Here is a 26,285-nt window from a genome sequence, read left to right as displayed (position 1 = left end):
CAAACAAAAAGGCGCGTTTGCGCCTTTTTGTTTGTGCTACGGACCCCAGCGCAACGCTGCACTGGCAGGCATTGCGGTTGCCGATCAGCCCTCGCGCGAGGCGCCGGCCTCGGTTTGGGTCAGCGCCGCCAACTGCCGGGCCACGGCTTCCGGCGAGCCGGTGTTGCGCGCCAACAGGCTGTAGGCCATCGGCACGACGAACAGCGTCAGAATGGTTGACACCAACACCCCGCCAAACACCACGACACCGAGCACCTGGCGCGATTCCGAGCCGGCGCCATGGGCCAGAATTAGCGGTATCGCACCCATTACGGCAGTGAAACTGGTCATGACGATGGGCCGCAGTCGGCGCTTGGCGGCCTCCAGCAAGGCATGATCGAACTCGTGGCCCTGATCGCGCATTTGATTGGCGAACTCGACAATGAGAATGCCGTTCTTGGCAGCCAACCCAACCAGCATCACGATGCCAATCTGCGAGTAAATGTTCAACGTCATGCCGAATGCCTGCAGCCCGGCCAGCGCGCCGAGCACCGCCAGCGGCACGGTCAGCATGATCACGAACGGATGGACAAAGCTCTCGAACTGCGCAGCCAGCACCAGATAAACGATCAGCAGCGCCAACAGAAAAACAAACTGTGAGCTTTCCGCCGACTCCATGAAGCGTTTCGATTCGCCTTTGTAATCGACCCGCGGCGCATTATCGAGATCATCACGCACCACGCCGTTCAGAAAATCGAGCGCCTGCGACAGCGTGTAGTCACCCACGAGGTTAGCCGTGATGGTAATGGCACGAATCCGGTTGTAGCGATTCAGCGTGCTGGGCCCAGCCTGCTCAACACCAGTGACCACGTTGGCCAGCGAAACCAGTTCGCCGGTTTTTTCCGAGCGCAAATAAATGCCGCGCAGATCGTCCGGGGTACGGAAGCTGGCTTCCTCGCCCTTGACCAGCACATCGTATTCTTCGCCACCCTGATTGAAGGTGGTCATGTTGCGGCCGGACAACAAGGTCTGCAGTGTGGTGCCGATTGCCTGCACGGAAACGCCCAGATCAGCGGCGCGATTGCGATCTATGGTCAGCAGAAATTGCGGCAACGTTTCTTTGTAGTCGGCCTGCACGTTGGCAAAGCCGGGATTGTCGCTGGCTTTTGCCAGCAGCACGTCACGCCAGCGCGCCATCTCGTCGTAATCGTCGCCGCCGATCACAAACGAAACCGGTGAACCACCGCCACTGCTGACCAAACCCTGACGGATGGAGCCGAAGGCGCGCACGGCCGGCAACACCGACAATTTGGCGTTGACTTCATCGAGAATGACAAAGCCATTGCGCCGGGTGCCAAAGTCGGACAGGCCAATGACCACAAACGCCGAGTTCATGGCATTGCCACCGAAGCCCGGTGCACGTGCCAGCAAGCGAGTGAACTCGCCGCTGTCGACATAAGGGCGCAGCATTTTCTCGACCGCCTGCACATTGGTGACGGTGTGCTCAAAGGTGGCACCTTCCGGTCCCAACACGTTGACGAAAATACCGGCCCGGTCTTCTTTTGGCGCCAGCTCTGCCGGCAGCGTCTTGAACAGTCCTGCAATACAGATCATCACCAGCACCAACATGCTGATGAACAGGAACTTGTGATGCAGCAACTCATCCAGCATGCGGCCGTAGCCGGCTTCGACACGCGCGACGGCTTTCTCAACCTGCAACTGAAAACCGGAGTGTTCTGTTGCCGGCTTCAGCAAAAAGGCACCCATGACCGGTGTCAGCGTCAACGCAGTAATCGCTGAGAGGAACACCGATCCGGCAATGGTCAACGCGAACTCGCTGAACAGTTTGCCGAGGTCACCTTCGAGGAAAACAATCGGCACGAATACCGAAATCAGCACAGCCGTGGTGGCGATGACGGCAAAGCCCACCTCCCGGGTGCCATTGAACGCCGCAAGCAACGGCTTTTCACCGTGCTCGATGCGGCGGTGAATATTCTCCAGTACAACAATGGCGTCATCGACAACCAAACCGATAGCCAGCACCAGTGCCAGTAGCGTCAGCAGATTGATGGAAAAGCCAAGCGCCCACAGAATGGCAAAGGCGCCGATCAACGAGATCGGCACCGTCACCGCCGGGATCAGCGTCGCGCGCAAGCTACCGAGGAAAACATAGATGACACCGATCACCAGCACCATGGCGATCGACAGCGTCAGATAGACCTCGGAAATCGCCTGCTCGATAAACACCGAACTGTCGTAGGACGGAATGATCTGCATGTTTGGCGGCAGACTGGCCTTGATACGGGCGAACTCGGCTTTTGCCGCGCGCGCCACTTCCAGCGTATTGGCTGTGGACTGCTTGATGATGCCAATGCCGATGACATCCTTGCCGTCACCACGGAAATAGACTTTGTCTTCCGCGGGGCCGAGAAAGATCTCGGCGACTTCGCCCAGGCGGATCAGGTGGCCGGCATCGTCCTTGCGCAGCACCAGCTCGCGGAACTGTTGATCGCTGGTGTAACCGCGCAGTACCCGTGCAGTCAGTTGCCGTTCGGTGGAGCGTAGCTCACCGGCCGGCAGCTCAATGTTTTCCCGACGCAGCGCGTTCTCGATGTCGGTGATGGTGACCCGGCGCGCCGCCATCGCATCGTGATTCAGGTTGATGCGCATGGCATAGTCACTGCCGCCGCCAAGCCGAACCCGGGCGACCCCGTCCAGCGAAGAGAACCGATCTTCCAAGTAGCGCCGTGCGTAATCGCTGAGTTCCAGCGTGCTCATGGAATCTGACAGCAGATTGAACCAGATGATCACGTCTTCGTCGGAATCGGCTTTCGACACCTCCGGCGGATCCACTTCATCGGGCAAGTTGCCGGTGGCGCGGGAAATGCGGTCACGCACATCGTTGGCCGCCGCATCGATATCGCGATTGCTGTTGAATTCGATGGTGATATTGGAGCGACCATTGCTGCTCGACGAACTGATCGAACGGATGCCGGAAATACCACTGATGCGATCTTCCAGAATCTGGGTGATCCGGGTCTCGACGATGGCCGCTGAAGCGCCAGGATAGGTCGTGTTGACCGAAACGATCGGCGGATTGACGTTCGGGTATTCGCGCAGACTGAGAAACCGGAATGCCATCATGCCGAAGGTGATCAGCATCAGGTTGATCACGATGGCCAGCACCGGTCGGCGCACCGCGGTATCGGAAAGCCACATGGATTTGCCCTCCGTTACGACGCGTGCGTGGCGGCATCTGCCGCCGGCACGCCGGCTACCGGCGCCACCTTCTGACCGTCGCGAACTTTGTGGATGCCTTCAACCACCACCTGGTCGCCGTTTTTGAGACCGGCCAGCACCTCGACAAAACCGACCCGGCGACGGCCCGTTTGCACGGCGGTTTGATGGGCAACGTTATCGCCATTGACCAGATAAACGAAATGCTGGTTGGCAACGCTCAGCAACGCCCCTTCCGGCACCGACAAGGCTTCACCCTCGTCACGGCTGATTTGCAGATCGATCAACATGCCGGGTTTCAAATCACGTTGCGGATTGTCGATTTCTGCGCGCAGGCTGAGTGTGCGCGTGCTGGGATTGATGCGGGTATCAACGTGACTCAGTTTACCGATGAACGGCTTGTCACCAAGCGCCGCGCTGTGGGCATTCAGCGACATGCCGCGGCGAACAAAGCTGGCCAGGGTTTCGGGCACCGTGAATTCCACTTTGACCGTGCTGATGTCATCCAGCGTGGTGATCTGCATGCCGGGCGTCACCAGCGCCCCCGGTGACACTTGGCGCGCCCCCAGTACGCCAGCAAATGGCGCCCGAATGTAGCGCTTGTCGAGATCGGCGCGGGCAACCGCCAGCTGCGCTTCCGCAACTTTCAGGGTCGATTCGCGCTCGTCCAGCGTCGAACGCGCCACCGCCTGCTCTTTGGCCAGATTTTGCAGGCGGGCAAATTGATTGCGCTGATCAAGCAGCTTGGCCTCGGCCTCGCGCAGTTTGGCTTGTTGCTCATCATCGTGCAGCGTGATCAGCAGCTGTCCTTTGCCGACCGTGTCGCCATCGCGAAAATGGATTTGCTCGACCAGCCCGGCCTGCTCGGCCGTGATCACCACACCTTCGCGCGCCTCGGCGGTACCGAGCGCCGTCACCACATCGCCCATCGGCCGCATGGTCGCCGCCATCAGCGTCACCGGCACGGGTGGACGCTCCTTGCCGGCGCCATCACCGCCGCCACCCCGCCACCACAGCGAGCCGGCATAAACGGTCAGGCCGGCTAGAAGCACGTATAGAGGGATTTGCTTGTTCATCGGACAGACTCGTGCTCGGGAAAGAAAACCGGCGAATTATACGAATGGAAACTGACCGTTCGTCTTGCCGCAGCACTTAATACCGGCAAATGAGCAGCCCGGATTTGTTACCAGATGTTTTAGCCGCGACAGTATGCGGCTGCCGCATATCAAGGCTGGATCCCTCCAAGGCAGGGCTTTGTCAGCATTACTAATGCTCACCACATTCTGTGCAGTTAGGTTTACCTCGTCGGAATAATACCCAAAATTGCCGGTAATACTTTGCTTGTTACATTTGAAGCCGATTGACAGAGTCGTGGCTCGGTCAGGTTTGGTCAGTCTTTCTTATGGGCTCAAGAAGTTTATTGCTTTTTCTGGCACTTTTTCCCTTAGCAGCCTGTGTCTCAACTCCGTTGAACGAAGCACAGGCACCAAAGTTTCGCCAGGATGGCTTGGACACCGCGAAGGCGGAGTCACTTGCGAATAGTCCTGCCATGTTGACCAATCTCATCAACGAAGCCGCTAAGGGAACATGGGGCGCGGTCGACAGTCTGCTTATCTTAAAAGACAACAAGTTGGTGCTGGAGAGCTATTTCCGCGGCAACCAATGGGACAAGCCCCATGAGCTCCGTTCACTGACCAAGAGTCTACTTTCCGCAGGTTATGGCGCTGCAGTTTCGCTCAAGTTAATTCCGAGTGTGGATGTGTCTGTCTATGAGGTTTTTGAACACGCAAGCCGCTTCGACAATCCACACCCTGAAAAGCGACTAATGACGTTTGCTCACGTTATGACAATGACGGCTGGTCTTGCCTGTGAGGATATGTCAAGTCCGACCAATCCTTGTGGTAGCCGCCTGTTCGCGTCAACCATGCCGTGGCAAAGTAAGCTCGAGATACCGATATGGCAACGCGCCCTGAATCTGCCGCTGGCAAATATGCCTGGCACCGTGTTTGCCTACAATGATGCAGCTCCAGTAATCATTGATGGCCTGTTGTCTGGGCTTGCGCATAGGGAAACCACTGATTTTTTACGAATGGTTTTGTTCCGGCCCATGAAGATAGGGGACCGCAGCAGCTTGTTTCGATTGACGAGTCGCGACTTGATTAAATTTGGTCAACTGTATTTGAGCGGTGGTGCCTGGAACGGCAAACGGCTGCTGCCGAAAAGCTGGGTTGAAGAATCGACTAGCGTGAAGTGGCAGTTTGCTGGCATGCCACCAGGAACTGGCTACGGCTATTTCTGGTGGATATCCGGCGTCGACATCAATGGTAAACGAGAAAAGATTTTTTATGCACTCGGCAATGGTGGGCAAGCCATTTTTGTTGTACCAACCTTGCAATTGGTATTCGTTACCACCGCGACCAACTTTGACCGATATGACTTATTTCGTGGTCCACTGGAAATGTTGAAGCAATTTGTCATACCCGCATTTAGCGCGCAACTAACTACACCAAAGTAGTCACTCGCAAGCTTCGAGTGACTACTGATGTATATGGATGCTATAGGTCACGCGAATTACCTATCGACCGAGGCGTACAGATCGTAATCGTCGGCATCGTCGATGACGACTTGCACCAGCTGACCTGGTTTCAGATCAGTACTATCGATATAGACCTTGCCATCGATCTCCGGGGCGTCGGCCATGGACCGGGCAATCGCGCCTTCGTCATCCACTTCGTCGACCAGCACGGTGATGGTCTTGCCGATTTTCGCTGCCAGTTTCTGCCGGGAGATTTCCGCCGCAACCGCCATGAAGCGCTGCCAGCGTTCTTCTTTGATGTCTTCCGGCACCGGGTCCGGCAGCTCGTTGGCGGTGGCGCCTTCGACCGGCGAGTATTTGAAACAGCCAACCCGATCGAGCTGCGCTTCTTTGAGCCAGTCGAGCAGAATCTGGAAATCGTCTTCAGTCTCGCCGGGGAAGCCGACAATAAAGGTCGAGCGAATGACCAGCTCCGGACAGATCGCCCGCCAGGCCTTGATCCGCTCCAGCGTGTTTTCGGCGTGCGCCGGACGCTTCATCAGTTTCAGTACGCGCGGGCTGCCGTGCTGAAACGGAATGTCGAGGTAAGGCAGGATTTTGCCGGCCGCCATCAACGGAATGATCTCGTCGACATGCGGATACGGATAAACGTAATGCAAGCGCACCCAGATGCCGAGCTCGGCCAGCGCTTCGCACAAATCTTTCATTTTGGTTTTCAGCGGACGGCCATTCCAGAAGCCGGTGCGATACTTGGTGTCGACACCGTAGGCGCTGGTGTCTTGCGAAATCACCAGCAATTCCTTGACCCCGGCCTTGGCCAGATTTTCCGCTTCCGTCATCACATCGCCGATCGGTCGCGACACCAGATCGCCACGCATCGACGGAATGATGCAGAACGCGCAGCGGTGATTGCAGCCTTCGGAAATTTTTAGGTACGCGTAATGTTTCGGTGTCAGCTTGATGCCTTGTGGCGGCACCAGATCGATAAACGGATCGTGCTTCGGTGGCACCACATCGTGGACGGCGCCCATCACCGCTTCATACGCTTGCGGGCCGGAAACCGACAACACCTTCGGGTGCACGTTGGTGATCTTTTCTGCTTTCGCGCCGAGACAACCGGTAACGATGACTTTGCCGTTTTCTTTCAACGCTTCGCCAATGGCATCCAGCGATTCCTGTTCGGCGGCATCGATGAACCCGCAGGTGTTGACCACCACCACATCGGCGTCTTTGTAGGTCGGGACGATCTCGTAGCCTTCAGTTTTCAACTGGGTCAGGATGCGCTCGGAATCGACCAGCGCCTTCGGGCAACCGAGGCTGACAAAGCCGACCTTACCGGTAGCAGTTTTGCCGCCAGCTTTATCGGTGGCAGTGGCAGTGGGTTTGACGATATCGGACATGCGGCGATTCCTGCGGACGGCGGCGTGCCAGCAGCAGCGGGACGGCGATAGCGACGAACCGGACTGGGCTGGCGAAAAAGTGCGCAATTCTAGGCCCGGGCGGAGGTCGGAGCAAGCGGATTCCGGAATCGATCGAGTACCACCGTACATCCCGGCACCGGCGGTTTACCTATACTGCAACGCATCCGTCTGATTTTGTGCCGGCAACCCGGGGCAAGCGACCATGCGCCTGCTGCAGTTCCTGATCCTTGCGCTGACTATCAGCGCCACCGACGCCGCCGAAACGCGGATCCGCTATCCACGCCAGGAAGCGGTAACGGATTCCCGCAGCGATTATTTTCTGAGCCTGCTTGAGCTCGCGCTGGCAAAGACCCGGCGCAGTCACGGCGACTACCTGCTGGAAGCGGCGGCCGTAGGCATGCAACAGGATCGGGCGCTGGATTCCTTGATCCGCAATCGCGGCGTCGAGGTGGTCTGGACCATCACCTCGCGTGAGCGCGAACAGCAATTGCGGCCCATCCGCATTCCGCTGGAAAAGGGTTTGTATGGGTGCCGGGTGCTGCTGATCCGCGCCGGCGAACAGGCGCGCTTTGATGCCGTGCAGTCACTGGCCGATTTGGCCACACTGGTGGCCGGTCAGGGCCATGATTGGCCTGACACCACCATTTTGCGCGCCAATGGCCTGCACGTGGAAACCAACTCCAATTACGCCAGTTCCTTTCAGATGCTGGCACTCGGCCGCTTCGATTATTTTCCGCGCGGCGTTTCGGAGGCCCCTGCCGAACTGCGCCAGCATGCGGAACTGAATCTGGCGCTGGAGCGCCGGCTGCTGCTGTATTACCCGAGCGCGATGTATTTCTTCGTCAACAAGGACAACGACGCGCTGGCAAAACGCCTGGAAGCGGGATTGCGCCGCGCCCTGGCCGACGGCAGTTTTGATGCGCTGTTCCGCCAGCATCCGGCCATGCGGGAAGCTCTGAGCTTGCTCAATCAGCCGGATCGCCGGCTGTTGCGACTCCACAATCCGTTGTTGCCGGAGCAAACCCCATTGGCTGACAAAACGCTGTGGCTGGCGCCGAGCCAAGAGCCCAAGCAATCAATTAGTCCAGACAATCGTGCGGCAATAAAAAAGCCACCGATTCAAGAACCGGTGGCTGAGGGACAGTACCCGAGCGGATAAAGCAGGCGCTGGCTAGCGCCAAGGGAAGCGCGATAAAAATGACGCCGACCGGGTGGGTGAGGCCGGCGTCGAAAATCACTTAACGAAATGGCTGCACGGCGTCTCGCAGCAGCGGATTCGTCGGCTCAGTGCGCCAGCTTCAGACCCCCAGCCCCGGGGCGTATTTGCGGATCAGGCTTTTCAGCATTGGCACTTCACGTTCCAGCAGGTAAACCCGTTTGCGGGTTTCCGGCGTGGCTTCTTCTGCGGTCTGATTGCGGTTGGCGGTCAGCATCTGCTCGAGATAGCTCAGCACGGTCGCGGCCTGCACAGCCGGCTTCGGCGGGTCAATCAGCACCCAGCAGCCCTGTTCGCGCCGCAGTTTGTAGCTCTGCAGCATCGGCTCGCCAATTTCGGTGACCCGGCGACCGAAGGCGTCGTCTTCCCGGCCTTTCGGCCGCCAGAGGTCGGCAATGGTGAACAGCTCGACCATGACGGTCGCTTCATTGCCTTTGGCTTTGACTTCCTTGATGGCGAACTTGCTGACCACGGTCAGGCTGTCGAGCTCCAGCTTCGGCGCTTCGATGGGGTAGAGGTATTCGCTACCCTTGTAGGCCGGCGCAGGATTGTCCCATTTGACGTAATCACCACGCGGGCTGGCTGCCACTTCCTGGCTCAGGAACAGATTGATCAGGGCTTTCGGGTCCTGTTGCTCGGCCACCTGGCAGCTCGCTTGGGTAGCGGCGAGCACCGGCTGGGTCAGGGTCGACAGGGCTAGGGTCGACAGCAACAGACCGATCAGGGCGCGTTTCATGATTCACTCCTTGGCCGGCGTCACCAGTCGGGTGACGAAGAAGGGCAGAAGGTGCCGGCCATGGTGGTCACTGTAAGGACGCCGGCTCGGCAATGGAGTGATTGCAGTCACACGCAGCGGCACATCTGCCGCGCAATAGGTCAGAACGTGAACCGGCGCACAGTGAGGATGCGGGCCGGTTCACGCTGGCGTCGTTGGCGCTGCCAGCCAGCGGCGCCGCACGACAACAAGATCGTGGCGGCGCGAGCTGAGGTGACGACGCGTCACTCAGCCGTAGGGTGTCTCGTCCTGACGTTTGAACGGATAGGTGAATTGCCCCCACCAGCTTTCCGGTGGCTGGAATTTGGTGGTGCCGTAACGCTGCGGCCAGTAATCCGGCAGATGCTTGGTGCCAAAGATCCGATCGATGAAGGCCAGGAACACGGCAAAATTCTTGTCGATGCCTTCTTCGTCCGATGTGTGGTGCCAGTGATGGAATTCCGGCGTCGCGATCACGTGACACAGATACGGCCAGCGATGATTGACATTGGCGTGGATGTAAACCGCGTGAAACGACACAAACACCAGATAGGCATAAATCGCTGCCGGTGAAAATCCCAGAATGAAAATCGGCACGAAACCGAGACAGCGGTTGACCAGCACATCAACCAGATGGGTACGGGAACCCGCCAACCAATCCATGTGCAAACTGGAGTGGTGAATGGCATGGAATTTCCACAACCACGGAATCTGGTGAAAGGCGCGGTGTACCCAGTAGCTGACCAAATCGACAAAAAACAGGATTTCGATGAATTGCAGCCAGACCGGCTGCGCCTGCACCAGCTGCTGAAAATCAAACTTCACCACCCAGGCAAAGAACACTTGCACCGGTATCAGCGTGGCAAAGGAAATCAGCTGCACGCCAGCGTGGCTGATGAAGAAATGCTTCAAATCGGTTTGCCAACCGAGCCGGAAAATTTTCTGTTCGCGCAGCGTCCACAGCCGCTCCATCGGAATGAACAGCAAACCGAGAATGAGCAGCTCCAGCAAAAAATAATCCAGACCAGCGCTGAACCGCCGGCTACCGGTGACAATCGGCTCGGCTTCGCTGCCGCCGAGCAGGGTCGCCACCATGGCCAGCGCAATGCCGATTACGCCGTGTGCTTTTGAGCGCAGATACAGCACGCTGACCAGACCGCAGACAAAGGTCAAAATGATCAGGATGTGCAGCGTCAGCCGCAGCGCACCGATATTGGCCCGGTAAAACGGCAAGGCATCGCGGACCACCAACAGGTCCGGAAACAGAAAACAGAATTCGGCCAGTACGCAAATGACGCCAAGCAGACCGGCGAGCACGCCAGCGCGCTTGCCGATATCCGATTGGGTGGCGGGAGAAAAAACCAGGGATTCCACAATGCTTCCTGCTCGGCAGACCGGTCCATTCCGGCGCCGACAGCCTAACCGAGTGGCCGGCTGCTGTCAGCCCTGCGGCCGGCCACTCGGTTAGGCTGTCTGCGATTCAAACCCGTTCGAAATAGCTGTCGATCGAGGCCGGCCGTGCGATCAGATAGCCTTGGGCATAGTCGCAGCCAAGCGCGGCCAGCCGCTGCAGGTGATCTTCGGTTTCGACCCCTTCGGTGATGATCTCCATGCCAAGCAATTTGCCGAGCGTGATGATGGTGGCGACGATATGGGCGCTGCGTTCGTCCTGCAACATGCGACGGACAAAACTCTGATCGATTTTCAGCGTGTCGATGTTGAATTCGTGCAGATAGCTGAGTGAGGAATAGCCGGTGCCGAAATCATCGAGCGCAATGCGGACGCCTAGTGCCTTGCAGTCGTCGATCCATTTCTTGGCGGCTTCGGCATTGGTCAGCACGCTTTCGGTGATCTCGAGTTTCAGGCGGTGCGGGTTGAGCCCGGTTTCCTGCAGCGTGGCGGCCAGCATCGGTATGAATTCCGGATCGTGAAATTGCCCGGTCGAAACGTTGACACTGATAAACGCATCTTTACCGTGCACGTCGGCGCTGTTGGCTTCCCGATCCAGCCGCAGTGACGCCAGACAGGCCTCGCGCAAAATCCAGCGACCCAGCGGAATGATCAAGCCGGACTCTTCGGCGACTTTGATAAACAGATCCGGCCGAACCATGCCGCGCTGCGGATGTTGCCAGCGCACCAGCGATTCAAAACCGTGTATGCGCCGGCTGTTGGCGTCGGCGATCGGTTGCAGATGCAGGCGCATTTCGCCGGCACCGAGCCCGGCTTTCAATTCGTTTTCCAGCCGGATGCGTTCGAGCACGGCGTCCTGCACGACCGAGGCGGGATGTTCGCTTTGTGCGGGTTCGTCATGCAGCTGACCGCGCAGCCGGTTGAGCAGCACTTTGAGCAAGAGATGCAAGACCGGGTCGGCGGAAGCAAGGCGGGTGATGAGCTGGCTGCGATCAATAACCGTGAGTATTGTCGGTGCCAGCGCGACGGCCGTGGCGGAGCGCGGCGCGTTATCGAGCATGGCCATTTCACCGAGCAGCTCGCCGGCACCAATCACCGCAACGCAGCGTTCGCCACTGCCGCTGCCGGTGTGAATTTCGATGGCGCCTTCGGTGACGATGTAGGCGCAATCGGCGAGATCGCCTTCGCGAAAGATCACTTCGCCCGGGGCGACGGCCCGGGTCAACAACTCGGCCATGACAACATCCTGTCGAATCCAGCGGATTTTCTGCACCAACGCGATCCGCGCGATGCAGTGCTTCAACCCCGCCAGCAACGTGCGGGATCACGGTGCTGACAGCGCCAGTATAGGTGGCTCGCTAGCGTAATGCCTGCAATTCGCGATACAGCGGCCGCAGCTGCCGGTACAGCGGTTTGTAGACGCGCTGGTACAGCTGTTCATAACGCGCGCTGCGATCCGCACCCGGTTCAAACACCCGACCGACCCGGGTCATCGCGGCCATTGCGCTGGCGTGGTCACGATGCCAGCCCAAACCCACGGCCGCGTTGATGGCGGCACCGAGCCCGGAGGTTTCGTACAGCGCCAGCCGCTCGGCCGGGCGCTGGAAAATATCGGCAGTCAGTTGCATCGCGGCATCGGATTGCGAACCACCACCGGAGACGCGCAAGCGACTGACTTTGACGCCACCACGGCGCTCGAGATTTTCCAACCCCTGACGCAGGCCGTAGGCGATGCCTTCCAGAATCGCCCGGTACAGATGGGCGCGGGTATGGTGATCGGCCCAGCCGATCACCGCACCGCGCGCTTCCGGTCCCGGCTCACGCACACCGGGGCTCCAGTACGGCTGCAGGATCAGGCCCTCGGCGCCGGCCGGCACCGCGTTGACCAGCTCGTCGAAGAACTGCTCCGGCACGCCGCCTTCTTCGGCGGCACGTGCCTGTTCCGGTTGGCCGAACTGCTCCTTGAACCAGCTGACCAGCCAATAGCCGCGGTAAATCTGATACTCGGCGTTCCAGTAGCCGGGCGCAGCGGCCGGGTAGGCCGGCAGGAACGGCAGCGGCGCGATATGGCGGTCGGCCGACAAATTGACTGTGGCGGTGGTGCCATATGACAGGCAGGCAATGTCCGGGTCCAGGCAGCCGGAGCCGAGCACTTCGCAGGCCTTGTCGGCCGCTGCCGCGATCAGCGGCGTGCCGGCGGCAACGCCGGTTGCCGCCGCCGCTGCAGCCGTGATGCGGCCTAGCTCGCCGCCCGCCGGCACCAGTTCCGGCAGCCATTCCGGGGCGATCGGACAGGCCCGCCACTTCCAGTCACGCGGGCCGGCCCAGCGCTGGCGTTCGAAATCAAACGGCAGGTAACCGACCTGGCCGCCGACGGCGTCGCGCCATTCGCCGGTCAGCTTGTAGGACAAAAACCCGGACAGCAGGCCGTACCGGCGGATCCGCTTGTAGGCCGCCGGGGCCTCGGCGCGCAGCCAGGCCGCTTCACAATCGGCCTGGAAACTGGCGACGGTGGCACTGACCCCGGCCAGTTTGAACGCCAGCTCCCACAGCCCGCCGATGGCCGGGATCTGGTCCGGGCGCAGGCGGCGTTGGTCCATCCAGACGATGGCCGGATGCACCGGCTGGTCGTGCTCATCGAGCGCAATGACGGTGCTGCGCTGGGTGGTCAGCGTCACCGCCGCCACCCGCGCCTGCCAGCCCGGGTCCTGCGCCCACAGCCGCTGGCAGGCGACAGTGAGTGCTTGCCAGAACTGGTCCGGGTCGAGCTCGCAACGGTCCTGCTGCGGGTGCTGATAGTGCAGCGCCACCGCAGCCTTGCCCTGCAGCTGGCCAGCCCGGTCGAACAGCAGCGCGCGCAGGCTCTGGGTGCCGTTATCGAGCGCGAGAATCAGATCAGGTACTGCCGTCATCGCTACCGCCACCGTCATCGCCGTTATCGGCCGGCGCCCAGCATAACGGCGCCGCCGCATTTGCTACAGGGCCGGCGACGGCGGTAGCCCAGCGCGGCTCCTGCCACTCCACAGCAACGCTACGCCCGCTACACTCAACACTTCCTTCGCTGTCCAGTTGCCGGCGCGCCAGAATCATGACTGTTCCACCGCAGGCGCCACGCCTGTACCGACAACTGCTGTTATGGCTGGTGGGGGCGTGCTGGCTGTGTCTGGTCAGCGGCGGCCTGTTGTCGGGACTGTGGCTGCACCGCACCTTGTTGGCGCAAACCGAGCCGGCGCTGCAATTGCTCGCCAATCGCAACGAAGCAGCCATCAATCAATTGTTGGCGCGCCAGCGCGATCGGGTGGCGCTGCTGGCAGCGCGCAGCGAATTGCGCCAAACCCTGCTCAGCGTTGCCGATGCCAAAACCGAAACCGAGCGCCGCGAGCGCCAACACCGGCTCAGCGAATTGCTCGGCGACAGCGTCGGCACCGTGCCGAGTCTGCGCTATGCGATGTTGCTCGGGCCGGACAATCAGCTGATCGCCAGTTCCGATCCGGCGCTGCAACTCGATAGCGCAACGCTGCCGCGCAATCCGGATCCCGGTAACGTCGCCATCGTCAGCACGTTTACCGCCGCTGGCGGTGGCAGCTTTCATCACCGGGTTGATCTGGTCTGGGCCGGCAGCACGCTCGGTAGTCTGCATGTCGACGAATCCGCCACCGAACTGCAAGCCTTGCTCAATGACGCCAATCCGGCCGACAACCATTTTCAATTGCGACTGTTTGCCGGCACGGAACCGGTGTTGCTGTTTGGCCCCGCACTCAGTGACGATGCCGAATTGCACACCGAACGCAAGCCGGCGCTGACCGGCTGGACCTTGCAGATCAGCATCGCCCGCAGCGCTGTCCTGCAGCCGCTGTATCAATGGCTGGCCGCGTTGTTGCTGCTGGCGATGTTGTTGACGGCGGCTTCGCTGCTGGCCGGTGGCAGCGTGGCACGACGGCTGACCCGGCCGCTCGACAGCTTGGCGCAATACACTGCGCAGTGGCGGGTCGGCACGCCCTGGCAATTGCGATTGCCAACACGCAGCAGCGCCGAATTGCAACAACTCGCCAGCGCGCTGGCCCAGATGGCACAACGGGAAAACAGCAGCCAGCGTGCGCTGACCGAAGCCCTGCTGGAAACCCAACAAGTCGAAGAACAATTTCGCCGCCTGTTCGAGAATTCACCGGTCGCCTGTTTGCTCACCGACAGTGACGGCCGCATTCAATTGATCAATCCGGCCTGCGCCTCGATGTTTGATTACCGGGTCGAACAATTGCTCGGTGAAAACATCCGCATGCTGGTGCCGGAGGCGTCGCGCTCGCGCCACAGCGCCGGCATGGCGAAATACTTCACTGCCCCGCGCGAACAATTGCTCGGGGTCACCAGCGACATTTACGGTTTGCGCCGCGACGGCGTCGAATTGCAGATAGAAGTCGGCGTGACTCCAATCCGACTCGGCGGCGTCTCCCTGGCACTGGCCACCATCAACGATCTGTCGACCCGTAAAGCCTATGAGCAGGCGCTGCTGGCCATGAGCCGCACCGATGGCCTGACCGGCATTCCGAATCGCCGTCACTTTGATCAGGTCATTGCCGAAGAGTGGCGACGGCTGCGCCGCAATGAGCAGGGCAGCGCGATCCTGATGATCGACATCGATCACTTCAAGCAACTGAATGATCGCTATGGCCATCTGGTCGGCGACGAAACCTTGCGCATGGTCGGCAAAGCCTTGAAGCAACAGCTGCATCGCCCCGGCGATTTTCTGGCCCGCTACGGTGGCGAAGAATTTGTCGTGCTATTGCCGGACACCGATCGCGATGGCGCCATGTTGCTGGCCGAGCAGATGCGGCAAGCGGTCGCAGAATTGCCGGCTGCCAACAATGACGGCACGCTCGCACTCAGCGACAGCTGGGTCACCATCAGCGTCGGCGTTGCCGCTGTCCAGAATTGCAATGAACAGGAACCAGCCGATCTGCTCGCCAATGCCGACCGGTTGTTGTACGGCGCCAAACGCGCCGGCCGCAATCGGGTGATGGCTTGAGATCACGCTGCCCCGGAATCAGCGCAAGCGACACTGCAAGCGCTATTCTCGAATCGGGAGCTTGGCTCAGCGTATCGTGACCAGCAGCGCGTTTGCGTCGGCACTGACCGCACTCAGCTGCAAGTCGCCATGTTCGTCGCTCGCCATCAGGGTTTGCTCGGCATCGAGCACGTAGCCGTGACCGTTCAGTTCGGCAAACAGCCGGCCGCTGGCGACAAAGACAAAGGTCTGCGGCTCAACGCGAAAGCTTTGCCGGTTGCTGTCGAGCGCAACCACCTGCAGCGTCGCCGCCACGTCAGCGCGGCGACTCATCAGATTGAAATCCCGCACCGGGCCGTCAACCAGCGTGCAGTGGATGTTGGCTTCACCCGCGAACGAAAAAGGTCGCAGCGGTTCGCCGATCACTTCCGGGTCGGCACCAACGCCGTGCAAGCGAAAGCCCTTGCCGGTCAGCATCAGGATGACCCGGTCAATGTTATCAAAGCGGGAGAACGGGCCATCACTCGCCACTTCGGCAATCGACAGCCGCCAGCGATTGCCCGCAGCGTCATCGGCGCGCGCCAGTTCATGGGTGATGCCACCGCCGTTCTTCCACGGCTGGGTTTGCCAGTGATGTGGAAACAGAATGCGTACCGTCATGATCCCACTCGCGCCGTCTGATTAACGTCGTGGCAACGCACCGCCATCACGCCGCGATCCCGTTGTGGCGCAGCAGGGCATCGATTTCCGGCTCACGGCCCCGGAACGCCTTGAAGCTGTCCAGCGCTGGCCGGGTGCCGCCAACAGCCAGCACTTCCTTGCGGAAACGCTCGCCACTGTTACGCTCAAATACGCCGTCCTCTTCAAACTTGCTGAAGGCATCGGCTGACAGCACTTCGGCCCATTTGTAACTGTAATAACCGGCCGCATAACCGCCGGCAAAGATATGGCCAAAGCTGTGCGGGAAGCGATTGAATGCCGGCGCTTTCAGCACCGACACTTGTTCACGGACGCCATTGAGCACGGTCATCACTTCGGTTTGGCCCGGTTGGTAATGCGCATGCAGGCGCAGATCGAACAGCGAAAACTCGATCTGCCGGATCATCTGCATCGCACTCTGGAAGTGCTTGGCAGCCAGCAGCCGGTCGATCAGCACATCCGGCAAGGCTTCACCGGTTTGCCAGTGCGCCGAGAGCTTTTTCAGCGCCGCTTTTTCCCAGCAGAAGTTTTCCATGAATTGTGACGGCAATTCGACGGCGTCCCATTCGACGCCATGGATGCCAGTCGCTGACAGGTAATCGACTTCCGACAGCATGTGATGCAGGCCGTGACCAAATTCATGGAACAGGGTCACCACGTCGTCGTGGGTCAGCAGCGCCGGTTTGCCTTCGGCCGGGCCGGCGAAATTGCAGGTCAAGAATGCGATCGGTTTCTGCAGTGTGCCAGCGCAGCGGAACCGACCCTGGGCATCGTCCATCCAGGCCCCGCCGCGCTTGTGTTGGCGGGCGTGCAGATCAACATAGAAATGGGCGATGGTGGCGCCGGCTTCGGTTTTGACATCGAACAGCCGCACCGACGGATGCCAGCGATCAAACTCGTTCTGTTCGGCAAAACGCACACCAAACAATTGCCAGGCAACATCAAACAACCCGTTCAACACCGTGCTTTCCGGAAAGTACGGCCGCAGCTCTTCGTCGCTGATGTTGTATTTGTGCTGACGCAGTTTTTCGCTGTAGTAGCCGATGTCCCAGACTTGCAGATCGCTGCAGCCGTGTTCGGCTTTGGCGTAGGCCGCCAGCTCCGCCAGATCGGCTTGCGCCTGATGGCGGGCACGGGTGGCCAAGTCCAACAGGAAGTGATCCACTTGTTCGGCGCTCTTGGCCATCTTGCCGGTCAGAGACAGCGCCGCATAATCGGCGAAGCCGAGCAGTTGCGCCAGTTCATGACGCGCGGCGAGGGTATCGGCGATCACCTTGCTGTTGTCGAACTTGCCGGCTTGCGGACCTTGATCCGAAGCCCGGGTGCAGTAGGCGGTGTAAACCTCTTCGCGCAACGCGCGATCGTCGGCATAAGTCATCACGGCCAGATAGCTCGGCCCTTCCAACGTGATGAGATAACCTTCCATGTCGCGCGCCTTGGCGGTTTCGCGGGCATTGGCAAGCGCACTTTCCGGCAAACCGGCGAGTGCTTCGGCGCCGTTGAATTGCCGGGTCCAGGCCATTGAGGCATCGAGCACGTTCTGCTCGAATGTCGAGCCCAGATCGGACAGTTGCTGTTGCAAGTCGGCGTAGCGTTTTTTCTGCTCCGGCGGCAGCGCAATGCCGGACAGTTCGAAATCGCGGATTGCTTCATTGACGATATGACGCTGGGCGGCATCGAGGCTGTCGTCGTGATCGCGAATGTGCAGATAGGCTTTGTACAGCGCTTCGTTTTGTTCCAGCTCGGTGCTGTATTCGGTCAGCAGCGGCAGCGCGTTGTTGTAGGCATCGCGCAGTGCCGGTGAATCGCAGACCGAGTGCAGATGGCCGACCCGCGACCACCATTTGTGCAGCTCGTTTTCGCTGGCTTCCAGCGGCGTGACCAGCGTGGCCCAGCGAAACGCCTGATCGCCGTCCAGCAATTGCTTGAGCGTGGCGCGGTTGTGCGCCAGCCGCTGTTGCAGCTCGGGCACAACCTGTTCGGGAATGACATCGGTGAAGCGGGGCAGTTCGGTGGGCAGTGGCGACATGGCGTGGACAACACGAAAAGAAATGATGCCGTTATTGTCGCACAGGCGTGCGCGGTTTAGCGCCGCTTTAGCTCGAACCAGACGCCTTCGACCACGGTGACCAGCCGGTCCGGACCGGCAACCAGCACGGTATTGCCAGCGAGAAACTCGACATCGGCATCCATGCAGTTGATGTCGATGGCCAGCACGTCGTCGCCGATGATGGCCAGGTCGTCAAAGCGCAGCTCAAACAACTGATACAAATTGGCCGAGGTTTCGCGGTAGCTGTCGAAGCTCGGCCGACCGCAATCGACGCCGGCAAAGGCCGCGCTCTGGCTGTCGTAATGCGCCTGGGCGCCGAGCAGCGACTCGACTTCATCCGGCGTCAGCGTGGCGGCATTGCCGGCGGCCAATTCGCGGCTGATGACCCAGTCGCCGGCAATCTGTTGTTCGGGCGCCATGGCCGGTTTCGCCACCGGCCGGACCGGTGTTTTGGCTGCGGCGGAATTGGTTGCAGTGGTGGCGCTGGCGCCGGTTTTGCTGATGGGCGTTTTATCGGCGGCCGTTGGCGCCGGCGTGGCACAGGCCGTTGCGCTCAGCCAGCCCAGCAACAGCAATGTTCCCGTGCGCATCATCCTGCCGACTCCCTGCCTGTACGTGAAATTTCGCTGCATGAGCATCTTCGAAATCATCTTCGAGACTGTCTTCGAAACCGTCTTCGCAGCCATCTTCAAAACCTGAATTCAAAACCCGCCCGCATGCAGCGGCGCGGTGTCGGGCGTCAGCCCATGCCAGCGCGCAAACGCCACCGCCGCCTGTTCGATCAGCATGCCGCGACCATCGTGGCAGCCGCTGAGACCCAGCGCACGCATTGCCGTCAACGCCGGCTCGGCCCGCTCGCCGTAATTCAGATCGTAACCGCTGCCGCCGGCTTGCAGCGGCAACGTTGCCAGCATTGCGGCCGCGCCGCTGCTGACCGTGCTGATCACCAGCGAATACGGCGCATCAGCGGCCGTGGCCAGCTGGACACCGGCAAATCGTTTGAGCAGCGGCACGGCATTGGCCGGGGTGCGATTGAACAGCGCCAGCGCCGCCGGTTGCTCCGCTTGCAGCGCCGGCAAAATACCGGCCGCGGCGCCGCCGGCACCGAGCACCAGCACCCGTTGTCCTTTCACGCCAATGCCGAGCCGAGCCAGATCGCGGACCAGACCGATGCCATCGGTGTTGTCGGCCCATATCGCCCCGTTGCTGTCGACACCCAAGGTGTTGGCCGCGCCGGCGAGCTGTGCCCGATCACTGGCCTGAGCAGCCAGCGCCAGCGCCGCCGGTTTGTGCGGCAGCGTGACGCTGAGACCACGGCCACCATCGGCGAAGAACTGCTGCACGGTGGCGGCGAACTGTTCCGGCGCGCAATCGATTTTCTGGTAATCGTGCTGCAGCCCAAACTGGCGGGCGAACGCCTGATGAATTGGCGGACTTTTGGAATGCGCGATAGGTTGACCAATCACCGCGCAGCGAATCAATGTTTGCTCGGCCATCATGCGGAAGCGGTTCCTGTGGCCGGTTCCGGCGCACCGGCCTGCCAGCCGTAAGCGCGCTCGATTTTGGCGATTTGCAATTCATAGGATTCATACCAGCGCTCGCGACCGTGCTGCCGGGCCAGGCTGTGCTCGGCCTCGGCGCGCCAGTGGCTGATGTCGGCCAGCGTTTGCCAGTACGACACCGTGATGCCGAGGCCGTCGCCGGCGCGCACGCTTTCCACGCCGAGGTAGCCGGGTTGGCTTGCCGCCAGCGTCACCATGCGGTCGGCGGTCGTGCCATAGCTGGCGTGCTCGGCCTGTTCAGCTTGCTGGCGACGCTGCGAGATGAAGATCACGGCATACGCCCCGACGAGCTGAGCTCGGGGCAGTGGCTGGGCGCTAGTCATGTAGAATCCTCTCCCTTGTGTCCCGTTCGGAAACTCGTCGATGTCCAATCAAGATGCCATGCAGCAGCTGTTCGAGAATAACCGCCGCTGGGCCGAGCGCATGACCCGCGATGATCCGGAATACTTTCAGCGGCTGACCAATCAGCAACGGCCGGAATACCTGTGGATAGGCTGCTCCGATTCGCGGGTGCCGGCCAACCAGATCATGGGGCTGGCACCGGGCGAAGTGTTTGTCCACCGCAACGTCGCCAACGTGGTCAGCCTGACCGATTTCAATTGTCTGGCCGTGCTGCAGTATGCGGTCGAGGTGTTGCAAGTCAAACACATTATCGTCACTGGCCACTATGGCTGCGGTGGTGTTATTGCCGCCTATGACGGCAACGCGCCCGGCCTGGTCGATCACTGGCTGGAGAATGTCCGGCATGTCTGCCGGCAACATGAAAAAGAACTGGCGCTGAACCCGGACCGCAACGCGGTGCTGAACCGGCTGTGCGAGCTGAATGTGAAAGCGCAGGTCATCAACGTGGCGCAAACCCGCATCGTGCAGAAAGCGTGGGCACGCGGTCAGGAGCTGACCATCCACGCGCTGATTTATTCGGTCAACGACGGCTTGATCCGCGAACTGGGTCTGCACATCAATGGCCCGGATCAGGTGCCGGCCTGATCGTTGTCGCTTGATTGTCGGTCGGTTGTCGATCGATTGGCAGGTGATTGCCGTGCGATGGATTGACGCCAACAAAAACGCCTGCGGTTGCAGGCGTTTTTGTTGGTAGCGTCAACTCGGTCGGATGATGATGATCGGGTCCAGCGTGCCACCGGCGACATCAATGTGATAGTCGTACGGCATATTGGTGTATTTGAAATCCTTGGCCTTGGATTCGGCGGCGTATTTGTAGCCGGTGCCTTTGGCAGAATGGGTGTCGGCCTCACGCTTGGCGGTCGGGTCATCAAACCAGACCGTGAACGGCTCATTGCACACCCACAGGGCATACTGTCCCTGATCGATATAGGCGGTGTTTTGATTGGGATTTTTCAGCGATGGCTTGCCGTTGCTGACCTGAATCGGAATCACCACATGTTGGTCGAGCGGCGCAGCCAAACCCATCTCGGCCAGATTCGGGTTGTAACCACTTTTCGGTTGATACGTCTTCATCGTGCATCCTCCGGGACTTTGCGTCCCTGACAGCGTCCGGCGTGAACTCCTTCACCTGCGGACTCGCTTGTCGCCAACAGATCTTGAGCGTGATTTTTTCCACGCCCTGATCGGTTTGGCGTCCCTGATTCCAGCGCACCCAGGATCCCAACGTTCGGATCAATACCAGCTGATGCGGGACCGCTTCAGCACAGAAACGGTCAGAAGAAATGCCTGACGCCGGTACGAGAAAAAGTCGCGCATCGACGCAGGCGCCACAAGGTATAGCAAGCAAACCCGGCGTTTACCAATTGGCGATGATCAAGCATCTGAGCGGGGCGTCTGCTACGCGGCGACGGCGCATGGTTTGCGCCGCTTGCGCGATTTGTCCGGCGGTTGAAATGAGGTGGGTTCGAAGTAAAGACGGTTCGAGGTGAAGAGGATTCGAAGTGAAGTCAGCGCCTGCCGTCTGCCAACGCTTGCACAAGCACGACTTTCGGTAGCGCTACCTGCTCAGGAACATCATTCGTGATTGGACTAGGGTATTACCAGCAACTTGATCGCTGGCCTGAGCTCAACTGGCGCTCCACTCATACACCGTCACGAGCGACGATTGCGTGGTGTGCAACGGGTCGGTGAATGCCAGCGCCTGCGCCGCCGCCAGATTCTCAGCGCGTATCACATACGCGCCACCGCTCTTGTCAGTAAACGGCCCCGCCAACTCCAGCTGACCATTCTGCCGCAGCGTTTCCAGAAACGCCTGATGCGGCGCAATGGCTGACGCCTGAAACTGCGCTGTGCGCATTACCATTACCAGATAGCAAGTCATATCGTGTTTCAACAAAACGTTGGGATTGTAGGTGCGAATCCGCGTGAACGGCTTCGTACGAATGTCTTGTTCATGCGTCCGAAGCGCTGCGTGATTCTGACCTACGGTACCTTCACCAAGGTTGCTCAAGGATGACGCGAAAGTATGATTGAAGGTTGTCTTCTGTGCCGTTGGTGAGCCGCTTATGAACCTTCGCGGGTGGAAATATCCAAGCCTCGCCTGACGTCAGGCCTATGGTTTGGTATTCCTGATTGATGGCCCATTCACCACCCTTTGTTCTGCGATACACCTCACCAATGTAGCCACCTAGCATTTTGCACACAGTCTGAATTTCTTCCTCCGAAGGTCCTTTCCGAATGAACTTGCCAAGAAAACCTTTTGGCTTAGCCTGAAATAGTCGGTTTGCCATGACTTCGATTTTCTCGACACTTTCAGCGGTGTAGTCGAGCGATACCCCAAAGTTGTTGCGTGCGAAATCGACAGCGTCCTCGGCGTAGGCAACCATCATGTCGTTGATCGTGGGCGCTGACATCAGTGACTCCTACGCAGAGTTGAAAGGCCGCTTTCAGCAACGCTGAAAGCGGTCCAGTGGAGGCCAAAGGCCGTAACGGTTTCGAACGACGTGTTAGACTGCATATTCTTTGCCTTCGCCATTCCAGCCTGTGCTGTACCAAGGGCCATTGGGCTCGAAAACGCGAAACCCTTTCTCAGCGAGCGCTGCAGCAAGAACCGATGAGTCTGTGGGAATTTGAGCCTCACCATGTCGATAGGTTGGCTTGTCTATGGATACGCAAAATGGATACTCTGGCTTTACGTCATCCATATCAAATACCTTGAGCACTACATTCTTTCCATAAGCGGCAAAATAGTGATCGTCCGGGGGATAGTTGGAACTGAATCGCTCTTCGGTTTCTAGCAATTCGAGTGCTTTAAATATTGCTAAAGCGATTGTATCCAAAGTGCTAAATGGCGTTTGCTTGGCGATGAATAGTGTGTCGCGATTCATTTGGTCTAACGTTTGACATGAGGGGCGGCGCAAAGGGCGCGAAGCGGCCTTTGTGACGTCCCCTCGATGGAAGGGTTAGGCCTCGCTGGTGCTTGCCCTCGAGACGAGGAAAGCAGGCGGCGCACAGGCTTGAGAAGGGGCGTGTTCAGTCGGCATCGCATGACCGTGGACCTTCGTGTTTTCTTACGCCACATGCATGCACATTTCGAAGTTCGTAGATATGGCATTGCGCGCCGCCGTCCGTGGTGACCTGCACTACCCTGCGATAGGTCTGCCAGAACCCTTCAGGGTCCGGTTCGATCGGTCCTTCGTTGATGCTGTAGGCCCCACAAAAGGTTGAGATTGACAGTTCGTCGGAATTTCTGGAGACGACGATTTCAGTTGGCGAATACCGCTCCAGCACTCCTGTGAAGGAAAGCGCGACGTTGGCACCGACGACCTCGACCCGGAGGAACGTGTGATTTCGCTTCCAGCGAGCGAGAAGGTCTTCATTTCCTGGCGCGTGAATTTCCATGGTGCGTTGTGCGAGGCCTAACTAGTAATTATCTGCCTCTGCCGTTTAACACAGGCTTCTGGCAAGGATTGAAAGCCCGAATTCTTTCGGTATTTCAAGAAATTGGCAACCGAATTGGGTTATCCACGCACCGATGTTAGAAGGCGCTGCCGTTTAACATCGGCGCCGGTGCAGATAAAGCCAGCCTCGTGTCGCGTCAGGCCTGATGCTTTTGTCTGGATTTTCAGTGTCTTGGCGGACTGGACTGGCGACAGATAAGCCATGTTAAACGGCAAGGCTTGCCGCTAATGCCTAATGACTACGCGCAATCGCCGGTGGATAGCGCCCGTTTAACAACACATTTATCCCCGGCAGGGGCGCGGCGCGTCAGCCGTGTTCCAGCAACACTTCCAGAAACTCCGACCCATAAGCCTCCAGCTTTCGGGCGCCGACGCCGCTGATCTGCGCCAGCTCGCCCATCGAGGAGGGCCGCTGTTCCAGCATGGCTTTGAGGGTGGCGTCGTGAAAAATGACGTAGGGTGGCACGCTGTGTTCCTTGGCGAGTTCGCGGCGCTTGTCGCGCAGGGCGTTCCACAGCGTTTCGTCGGCGTCGTTGCTGAAGGCGGTTTCGCGACTGGTTTTTTTCTTGCGGCCACGCAGTTCCTTGCGCAACTGGATTTTGATCTCGCCTTTCAAGAGCGGCCGTGATTCCTCGGTGAGTTTGAGCGCACCGTGGCTGTCGTGATCCACGCGCAGGTAGCCGGCCGCGACCAGTTGCCGGTACGCCGACTTCCAGTCTTTGTCATCCAGCTCTTTGCCGATGCCGAACACGCTGAGCGCGTGGTGGCCGAATTGCTGGATGCGGTCATCGTCTTTGCCGAGCAGCACGTCGATGAGGTAACCCACACCAAAACGCTGGCCGGTGCGGAACACGCAGGACAGCGCTTTTTGCGCAACGATGGTACCGTCGAAGGTTTCTGGCGGCTCCAGACAATTGTCGCAGTTGCCGCAGGGCGGGTGACCGCTTTCGCCAAAATAATTGAGCAGCACTTGCCGGCGGCAGGTGGTGACTTCGGCATAGCCGAGCATGGCATTGAGTTTCGCGAGCTCCACGCGTTTTTGCGTTTCACTGGCGTCGCCCTGGCTGAGCATTTGCCGTAGCGTGACCGCATCTTGCAGGCCGTAGGCCATCCAGGCACTGGCCGGCAGGCCGTCGCGGCCGGCGCGGCCGGTTTCCTGGTAATACGCTTCCAGCGATTTCGGCAAATCGAGATGGGCAACAAAACGGACATCGGGTTTATCGATGCCCATGCCAAAGGCGATGGTCGCGACCATGACAATGCCGTCTTCGTTCAGAAAGCGGTTCTGGTTTTGCTCACGTTGTTGTGACGAGAGCCCGGCGTGATAGGGCAGCGCCGGAATGCCCTGCTCACCCAGCCATGCGGCGGTGTCTTCGACTTTGTTGCGCGACAGGCAATAGACAATGCCGGCATCGCCCGGATGCTGCTCACGCAAATAACGCAGCAATTGTTCGCGACCGTTTTGTTTGGGCGTGACCCGGTAACGGATATTGGGCCGATCAAAACTGGACAGAAAAACCTGCGCGTTTTCCAGCCCGAGTCGGTGGATGATTTCCTGCTGGGTGCGGCCATCGGCCGTGGCGGTGAGCGCAATGCGCGGCACCTGCGGCCAGCGCTCGTGCAACATCGACAGCTGCAGGTATTCCGGCCGGAAGTCGTGGCCCCATTGCGACACGCAATGCGCTTCATCGATGGCGAACAGCGCAATGCCGGGGCCGCCGTTGCGGACGTCATTGAGCCGGTCGAGCAAATCCAGGAAGCGACCGGTGAGCAGACGTTCCGGCGCCACGTAGATCAGATCCAGCTCACCGGCGAGCAGTTGCCGTTCGGTGGCAGCGGCTTTTTCCGCGCTGAGCGCGGAATTGAGCATGGCGGCGCGCACGCCGGCTTCCTGCAAGGTCAGCACCTGATCCTGCATCAGGGCAATCAGCGGCGAAACCACCACGCCAACGCCGGAGCGGGCCAGCGCCGGAATTTGAAAGCATAGCGATTTGCCGGCACCGGTCGGCATCAGCACCAGCGCATCACCGCCAGCACAAACCGTATCAATGATGGCCGCCTGCTGACCACGAAAGCTGTCGTAGCCAAAGACGGTGCGGAGGAGGTGGAGCGCTTGGGTTTGCATAGGGCGGCGATTCTGCCCGGCCGGGCGGGGCAGGGGAATGGATTTCTGGCGCGAAGGCGTGTGGGAATGTGGCGGGGCGGACTTGGGCTGCAGGTTGGGCGTAGCGGTCAGGCTTTCCCTGCTGTCGAGCAGGAGCGGCCTAAAAGGCCCATGGCTCAAGGCGCGTAGGCCGATAAAGCGCTTTTTTTGGCGGCTTTTTCGCCGGTTTTGCCGTGGAACCTTGCCGGTTTTTGCACAGCACAAAAATCCGACAGTTAAGTTGTGATAATCAAGCGAAGCTTAAACAGACCGCTATAAACGTCTGTTTTTATTAAATTTTACTGGGCTTACTCACATGGCTCGTTCGGCTTGTGAACATGCATCCCATTTTCGCCCCAGCGTTCTCCACGACTTTATCCACAGAAACTGTGAGTATGTGCATAACTCGGGAA

At 59.5% G+C, this 26,285-nt stretch carries 24 protein-coding genes; 5 read left to right on the top strand and 19 right to left on the bottom strand.

Features of this window, described 5'->3' with window-relative positions; all coding sequences use genetic code 11:
• Positions 1-84: 84 nt before the first annotated feature.
• Positions 85-3,198: an efflux RND transporter permease subunit gene (locus HPT27_RS03685; protein WP_172239120.1), complete on the bottom strand. Its 3,114-nt coding sequence runs from the start codon at positions 3,196-3,198 to the stop codon at positions 85-87.
• 14 nt (positions 3,199-3,212) lie between these two features.
• The gene (locus HPT27_RS03680) at positions 3,213-4,292 is read right to left on the bottom strand and encodes an efflux RND transporter periplasmic adaptor subunit (protein WP_172239117.1); all 1,080 of its coding nucleotides are present in this window, start codon (positions 4,290-4,292) and stop codon (positions 3,213-3,215) included.
• 473 nt (positions 4,293-4,765) lie between these two features.
• Between HPT27_RS03680 and HPT27_RS03675 the strand changes: the two genes are divergently transcribed.
• Entirely contained in the window at positions 4,766-5,731 is a 966-nt protein-coding gene (locus tag HPT27_RS03675) for a serine hydrolase domain-containing protein (RefSeq protein WP_172239114.1), read from the top strand.
• A gap of 56 nt (positions 5,732-5,787) precedes the next feature.
• Here HPT27_RS03675 and rimO read toward each other — a convergent pair whose 3' ends face one another.
• Positions 5,788-7,152: a 30S ribosomal protein S12 methylthiotransferase RimO gene (gene rimO / locus HPT27_RS03670; protein ID WP_172239111.1), complete on the bottom strand. Its 1,365-nt coding sequence runs from the start codon at positions 7,150-7,152 to the stop codon at positions 5,788-5,790.
• A 223-nt stretch (positions 7,153-7,375) separates the two neighbouring features.
• Between rimO and HPT27_RS03665 the strand changes: the two genes are divergently transcribed.
• On the top strand, positions 7,376-8,332 hold the full coding sequence (locus HPT27_RS03665) for a substrate-binding periplasmic protein (RefSeq protein ID WP_172239108.1): 957 nt from the start codon (positions 7,376-7,378) through the stop codon (positions 8,330-8,332).
• Between the two features lie 139 nt (positions 8,333-8,471).
• Here HPT27_RS03665 and HPT27_RS03660 read toward each other — a convergent pair whose 3' ends face one another.
• From HPT27_RS03660 to HPT27_RS03640, 5 genes are all read right to left on the bottom strand, one after another.
• Positions 8,472-9,125, bottom strand: coding sequence for a hypothetical protein (locus tag HPT27_RS03660; protein WP_172239105.1), 654 nt, complete (start codon positions 9,123-9,125; stop codon positions 8,472-8,474).
• 267 nt (positions 9,126-9,392) lie between these two features.
• The gene (locus tag HPT27_RS03655; RefSeq protein WP_211197841.1) at positions 9,393-10,517 is read right to left on the bottom strand and encodes a sterol desaturase family protein; all 1,125 of its coding nucleotides are present in this window, start codon (positions 10,515-10,517) and stop codon (positions 9,393-9,395) included.
• 106 nt (positions 10,518-10,623) lie between these two features.
• A complete protein-coding gene (locus tag HPT27_RS03650) occupies positions 10,624-11,790 on the bottom strand; it encodes an EAL domain-containing protein (protein WP_172239102.1) in 1,167 nt (388 codons plus the stop codon).
• A gap of 121 nt (positions 11,791-11,911) precedes the next feature.
• Positions 11,912-13,465 (bottom strand): FGGY-family carbohydrate kinase, encoded by a 1,554-nt coding sequence (locus tag HPT27_RS03645; protein WP_172239099.1) that lies wholly within the window; start codon positions 13,463-13,465, stop codon positions 11,912-11,914.
• On the bottom strand, positions 13,449-13,643 hold the full coding sequence (locus HPT27_RS03640; protein WP_172239096.1) for a hypothetical protein: 195 nt from the start codon (positions 13,641-13,643) through the stop codon (positions 13,449-13,451). The genes HPT27_RS03645 and HPT27_RS03640 overlap by 17 nt, the downstream gene beginning before the upstream one ends.
• Between HPT27_RS03640 and HPT27_RS03635 the strand changes: the two genes are divergently transcribed.
• Entirely contained in the window at positions 13,642-15,576 is a 1,935-nt protein-coding gene (locus HPT27_RS03635) for a GGDEF domain-containing protein (RefSeq protein WP_172239093.1), read from the top strand. The two genes, HPT27_RS03640 and HPT27_RS03635, sit on opposite strands and share 2 nt — an antisense overlap.
• 66 nt (positions 15,577-15,642) lie before the next feature.
• On the opposite strand, the gene HPT27_RS03630 is transcribed toward HPT27_RS03635, so the two are convergent.
• Genes HPT27_RS03630 through HPT27_RS03620 form a run of 3 tightly spaced genes read right to left on the bottom strand, consistent with a single transcriptional unit; the run spans position 15,643 to position 18,723 of the window.
• Positions 15,643-16,215 carry a HutD/Ves family protein gene (locus HPT27_RS03630; RefSeq protein WP_172239090.1) on the bottom strand — a complete coding sequence of 191 codons (573 nt, stop codon included), beginning with the start codon at positions 16,213-16,215 and terminating at the stop codon, positions 15,643-15,645.
• 46 nt (positions 16,216-16,261) lie between these two features.
• Positions 16,262-18,283 carry a M3 family metallopeptidase gene (locus HPT27_RS03625; protein WP_172239087.1) on the bottom strand — a complete coding sequence of 674 codons (2,022 nt, stop codon included), beginning with the start codon at positions 18,281-18,283 and terminating at the stop codon, positions 16,262-16,264.
• A 56-nt stretch (positions 18,284-18,339) separates the two neighbouring features.
• Positions 18,340-18,723 (bottom strand): hypothetical protein, encoded by a 384-nt coding sequence (locus tag HPT27_RS03620; protein ID WP_172239084.1) that lies wholly within the window; start codon positions 18,721-18,723, stop codon positions 18,340-18,342.
• Here HPT27_RS03620 and HPT27_RS03615 point away from each other — a divergent pair.
• Positions 18,722-19,003 (top strand): hypothetical protein, encoded by a 282-nt coding sequence (locus HPT27_RS03615; protein WP_172239081.1) that lies wholly within the window; start codon positions 18,722-18,724, stop codon positions 19,001-19,003. The two genes, HPT27_RS03620 and HPT27_RS03615, sit on opposite strands and share 2 nt — an antisense overlap.
• A 2-nt stretch (positions 19,004-19,005) precedes the next feature.
• Here the strand turns inward: HPT27_RS03615 and aroE are convergent, their stop codons facing one another.
• Together aroE and HPT27_RS03605 are read right to left on the bottom strand one after the other, a co-directional pair.
• Positions 19,006-19,803: a shikimate dehydrogenase gene (gene aroE, locus HPT27_RS03610; protein ID WP_211197840.1), complete on the bottom strand. Its 798-nt coding sequence runs from the start codon at positions 19,801-19,803 to the stop codon at positions 19,006-19,008.
• Positions 19,800-20,189 carry an antibiotic biosynthesis monooxygenase family protein gene (locus HPT27_RS03605; RefSeq protein ID WP_172239078.1) on the bottom strand — a complete coding sequence of 130 codons (390 nt, stop codon included), beginning with the start codon at positions 20,187-20,189 and terminating at the stop codon, positions 19,800-19,802. The genes aroE and HPT27_RS03605 overlap by 4 nt, the downstream gene beginning before the upstream one ends.
• 40 nt (positions 20,190-20,229) lie before the next feature.
• Here HPT27_RS03605 and HPT27_RS03600 point away from each other — a divergent pair, with 40 nt between their 5' ends.
• On the top strand, positions 20,230-20,853 hold the full coding sequence (locus HPT27_RS03600) for a carbonic anhydrase (RefSeq protein WP_211197839.1): 624 nt from the start codon (positions 20,230-20,232) through the stop codon (positions 20,851-20,853).
• Between the two features lie 111 nt (positions 20,854-20,964).
• On the opposite strand, the gene HPT27_RS03595 is transcribed toward HPT27_RS03600, so the two are convergent.
• The 6 genes from HPT27_RS03595 to recQ all read right to left on the bottom strand — a co-directional run bounded on the left by HPT27_RS03595 (position 20,965) and on the right by recQ (position 25,854).
• Positions 20,965-21,342: a hypothetical protein gene (locus tag HPT27_RS03595; protein WP_172239075.1), complete on the bottom strand. Its 378-nt coding sequence runs from the start codon at positions 21,340-21,342 to the stop codon at positions 20,965-20,967.
• Positions 21,343-21,895: 553 nt separating this feature from the next.
• A complete protein-coding gene (locus HPT27_RS03590) occupies positions 21,896-22,126 on the bottom strand; it encodes a YciI family protein (RefSeq protein WP_211197838.1) in 231 nt (76 codons plus the stop codon).
• Positions 22,127-22,262: 136 nt separating this feature from the next.
• Positions 22,263-22,682 carry a hypothetical protein gene (locus tag HPT27_RS03585; protein WP_172239069.1) on the bottom strand — a complete coding sequence of 140 codons (420 nt, stop codon included), beginning with the start codon at positions 22,680-22,682 and terminating at the stop codon, positions 22,263-22,265.
• 93 nt (positions 22,683-22,775) lie between these two features.
• The gene (locus HPT27_RS03580; protein ID WP_172239066.1) at positions 22,776-23,156 is read right to left on the bottom strand and encodes a hypothetical protein; all 381 of its coding nucleotides are present in this window, start codon (positions 23,154-23,156) and stop codon (positions 22,776-22,778) included.
• 145 nt (positions 23,157-23,301) lie between these two features.
• Entirely contained in the window at positions 23,302-23,670 is a 369-nt protein-coding gene (locus HPT27_RS03575) for a hypothetical protein (protein WP_172239063.1), read from the bottom strand.
• A gap of 366 nt (positions 23,671-24,036) precedes the next feature.
• On the bottom strand, positions 24,037-25,854 hold the full coding sequence (recQ, locus tag HPT27_RS03570) for a DNA helicase RecQ (RefSeq protein WP_172239060.1): 1,818 nt from the start codon (positions 25,852-25,854) through the stop codon (positions 24,037-24,039).
• Positions 25,855-26,285 lie beyond the last annotated feature (431 nt).

It is taken from the genome of Permianibacter fluminis, assembly GCF_013179735.1.
GTDB classification, from domain to species: Bacteria; Pseudomonadota; Gammaproteobacteria; order Enterobacterales; family Permianibacteraceae; genus Permianibacter; species Permianibacter fluminis.
Note: the sequence above shows the minus strand (reverse complement) of the source record. Positions and strands in the feature narration are given on the sequence as shown.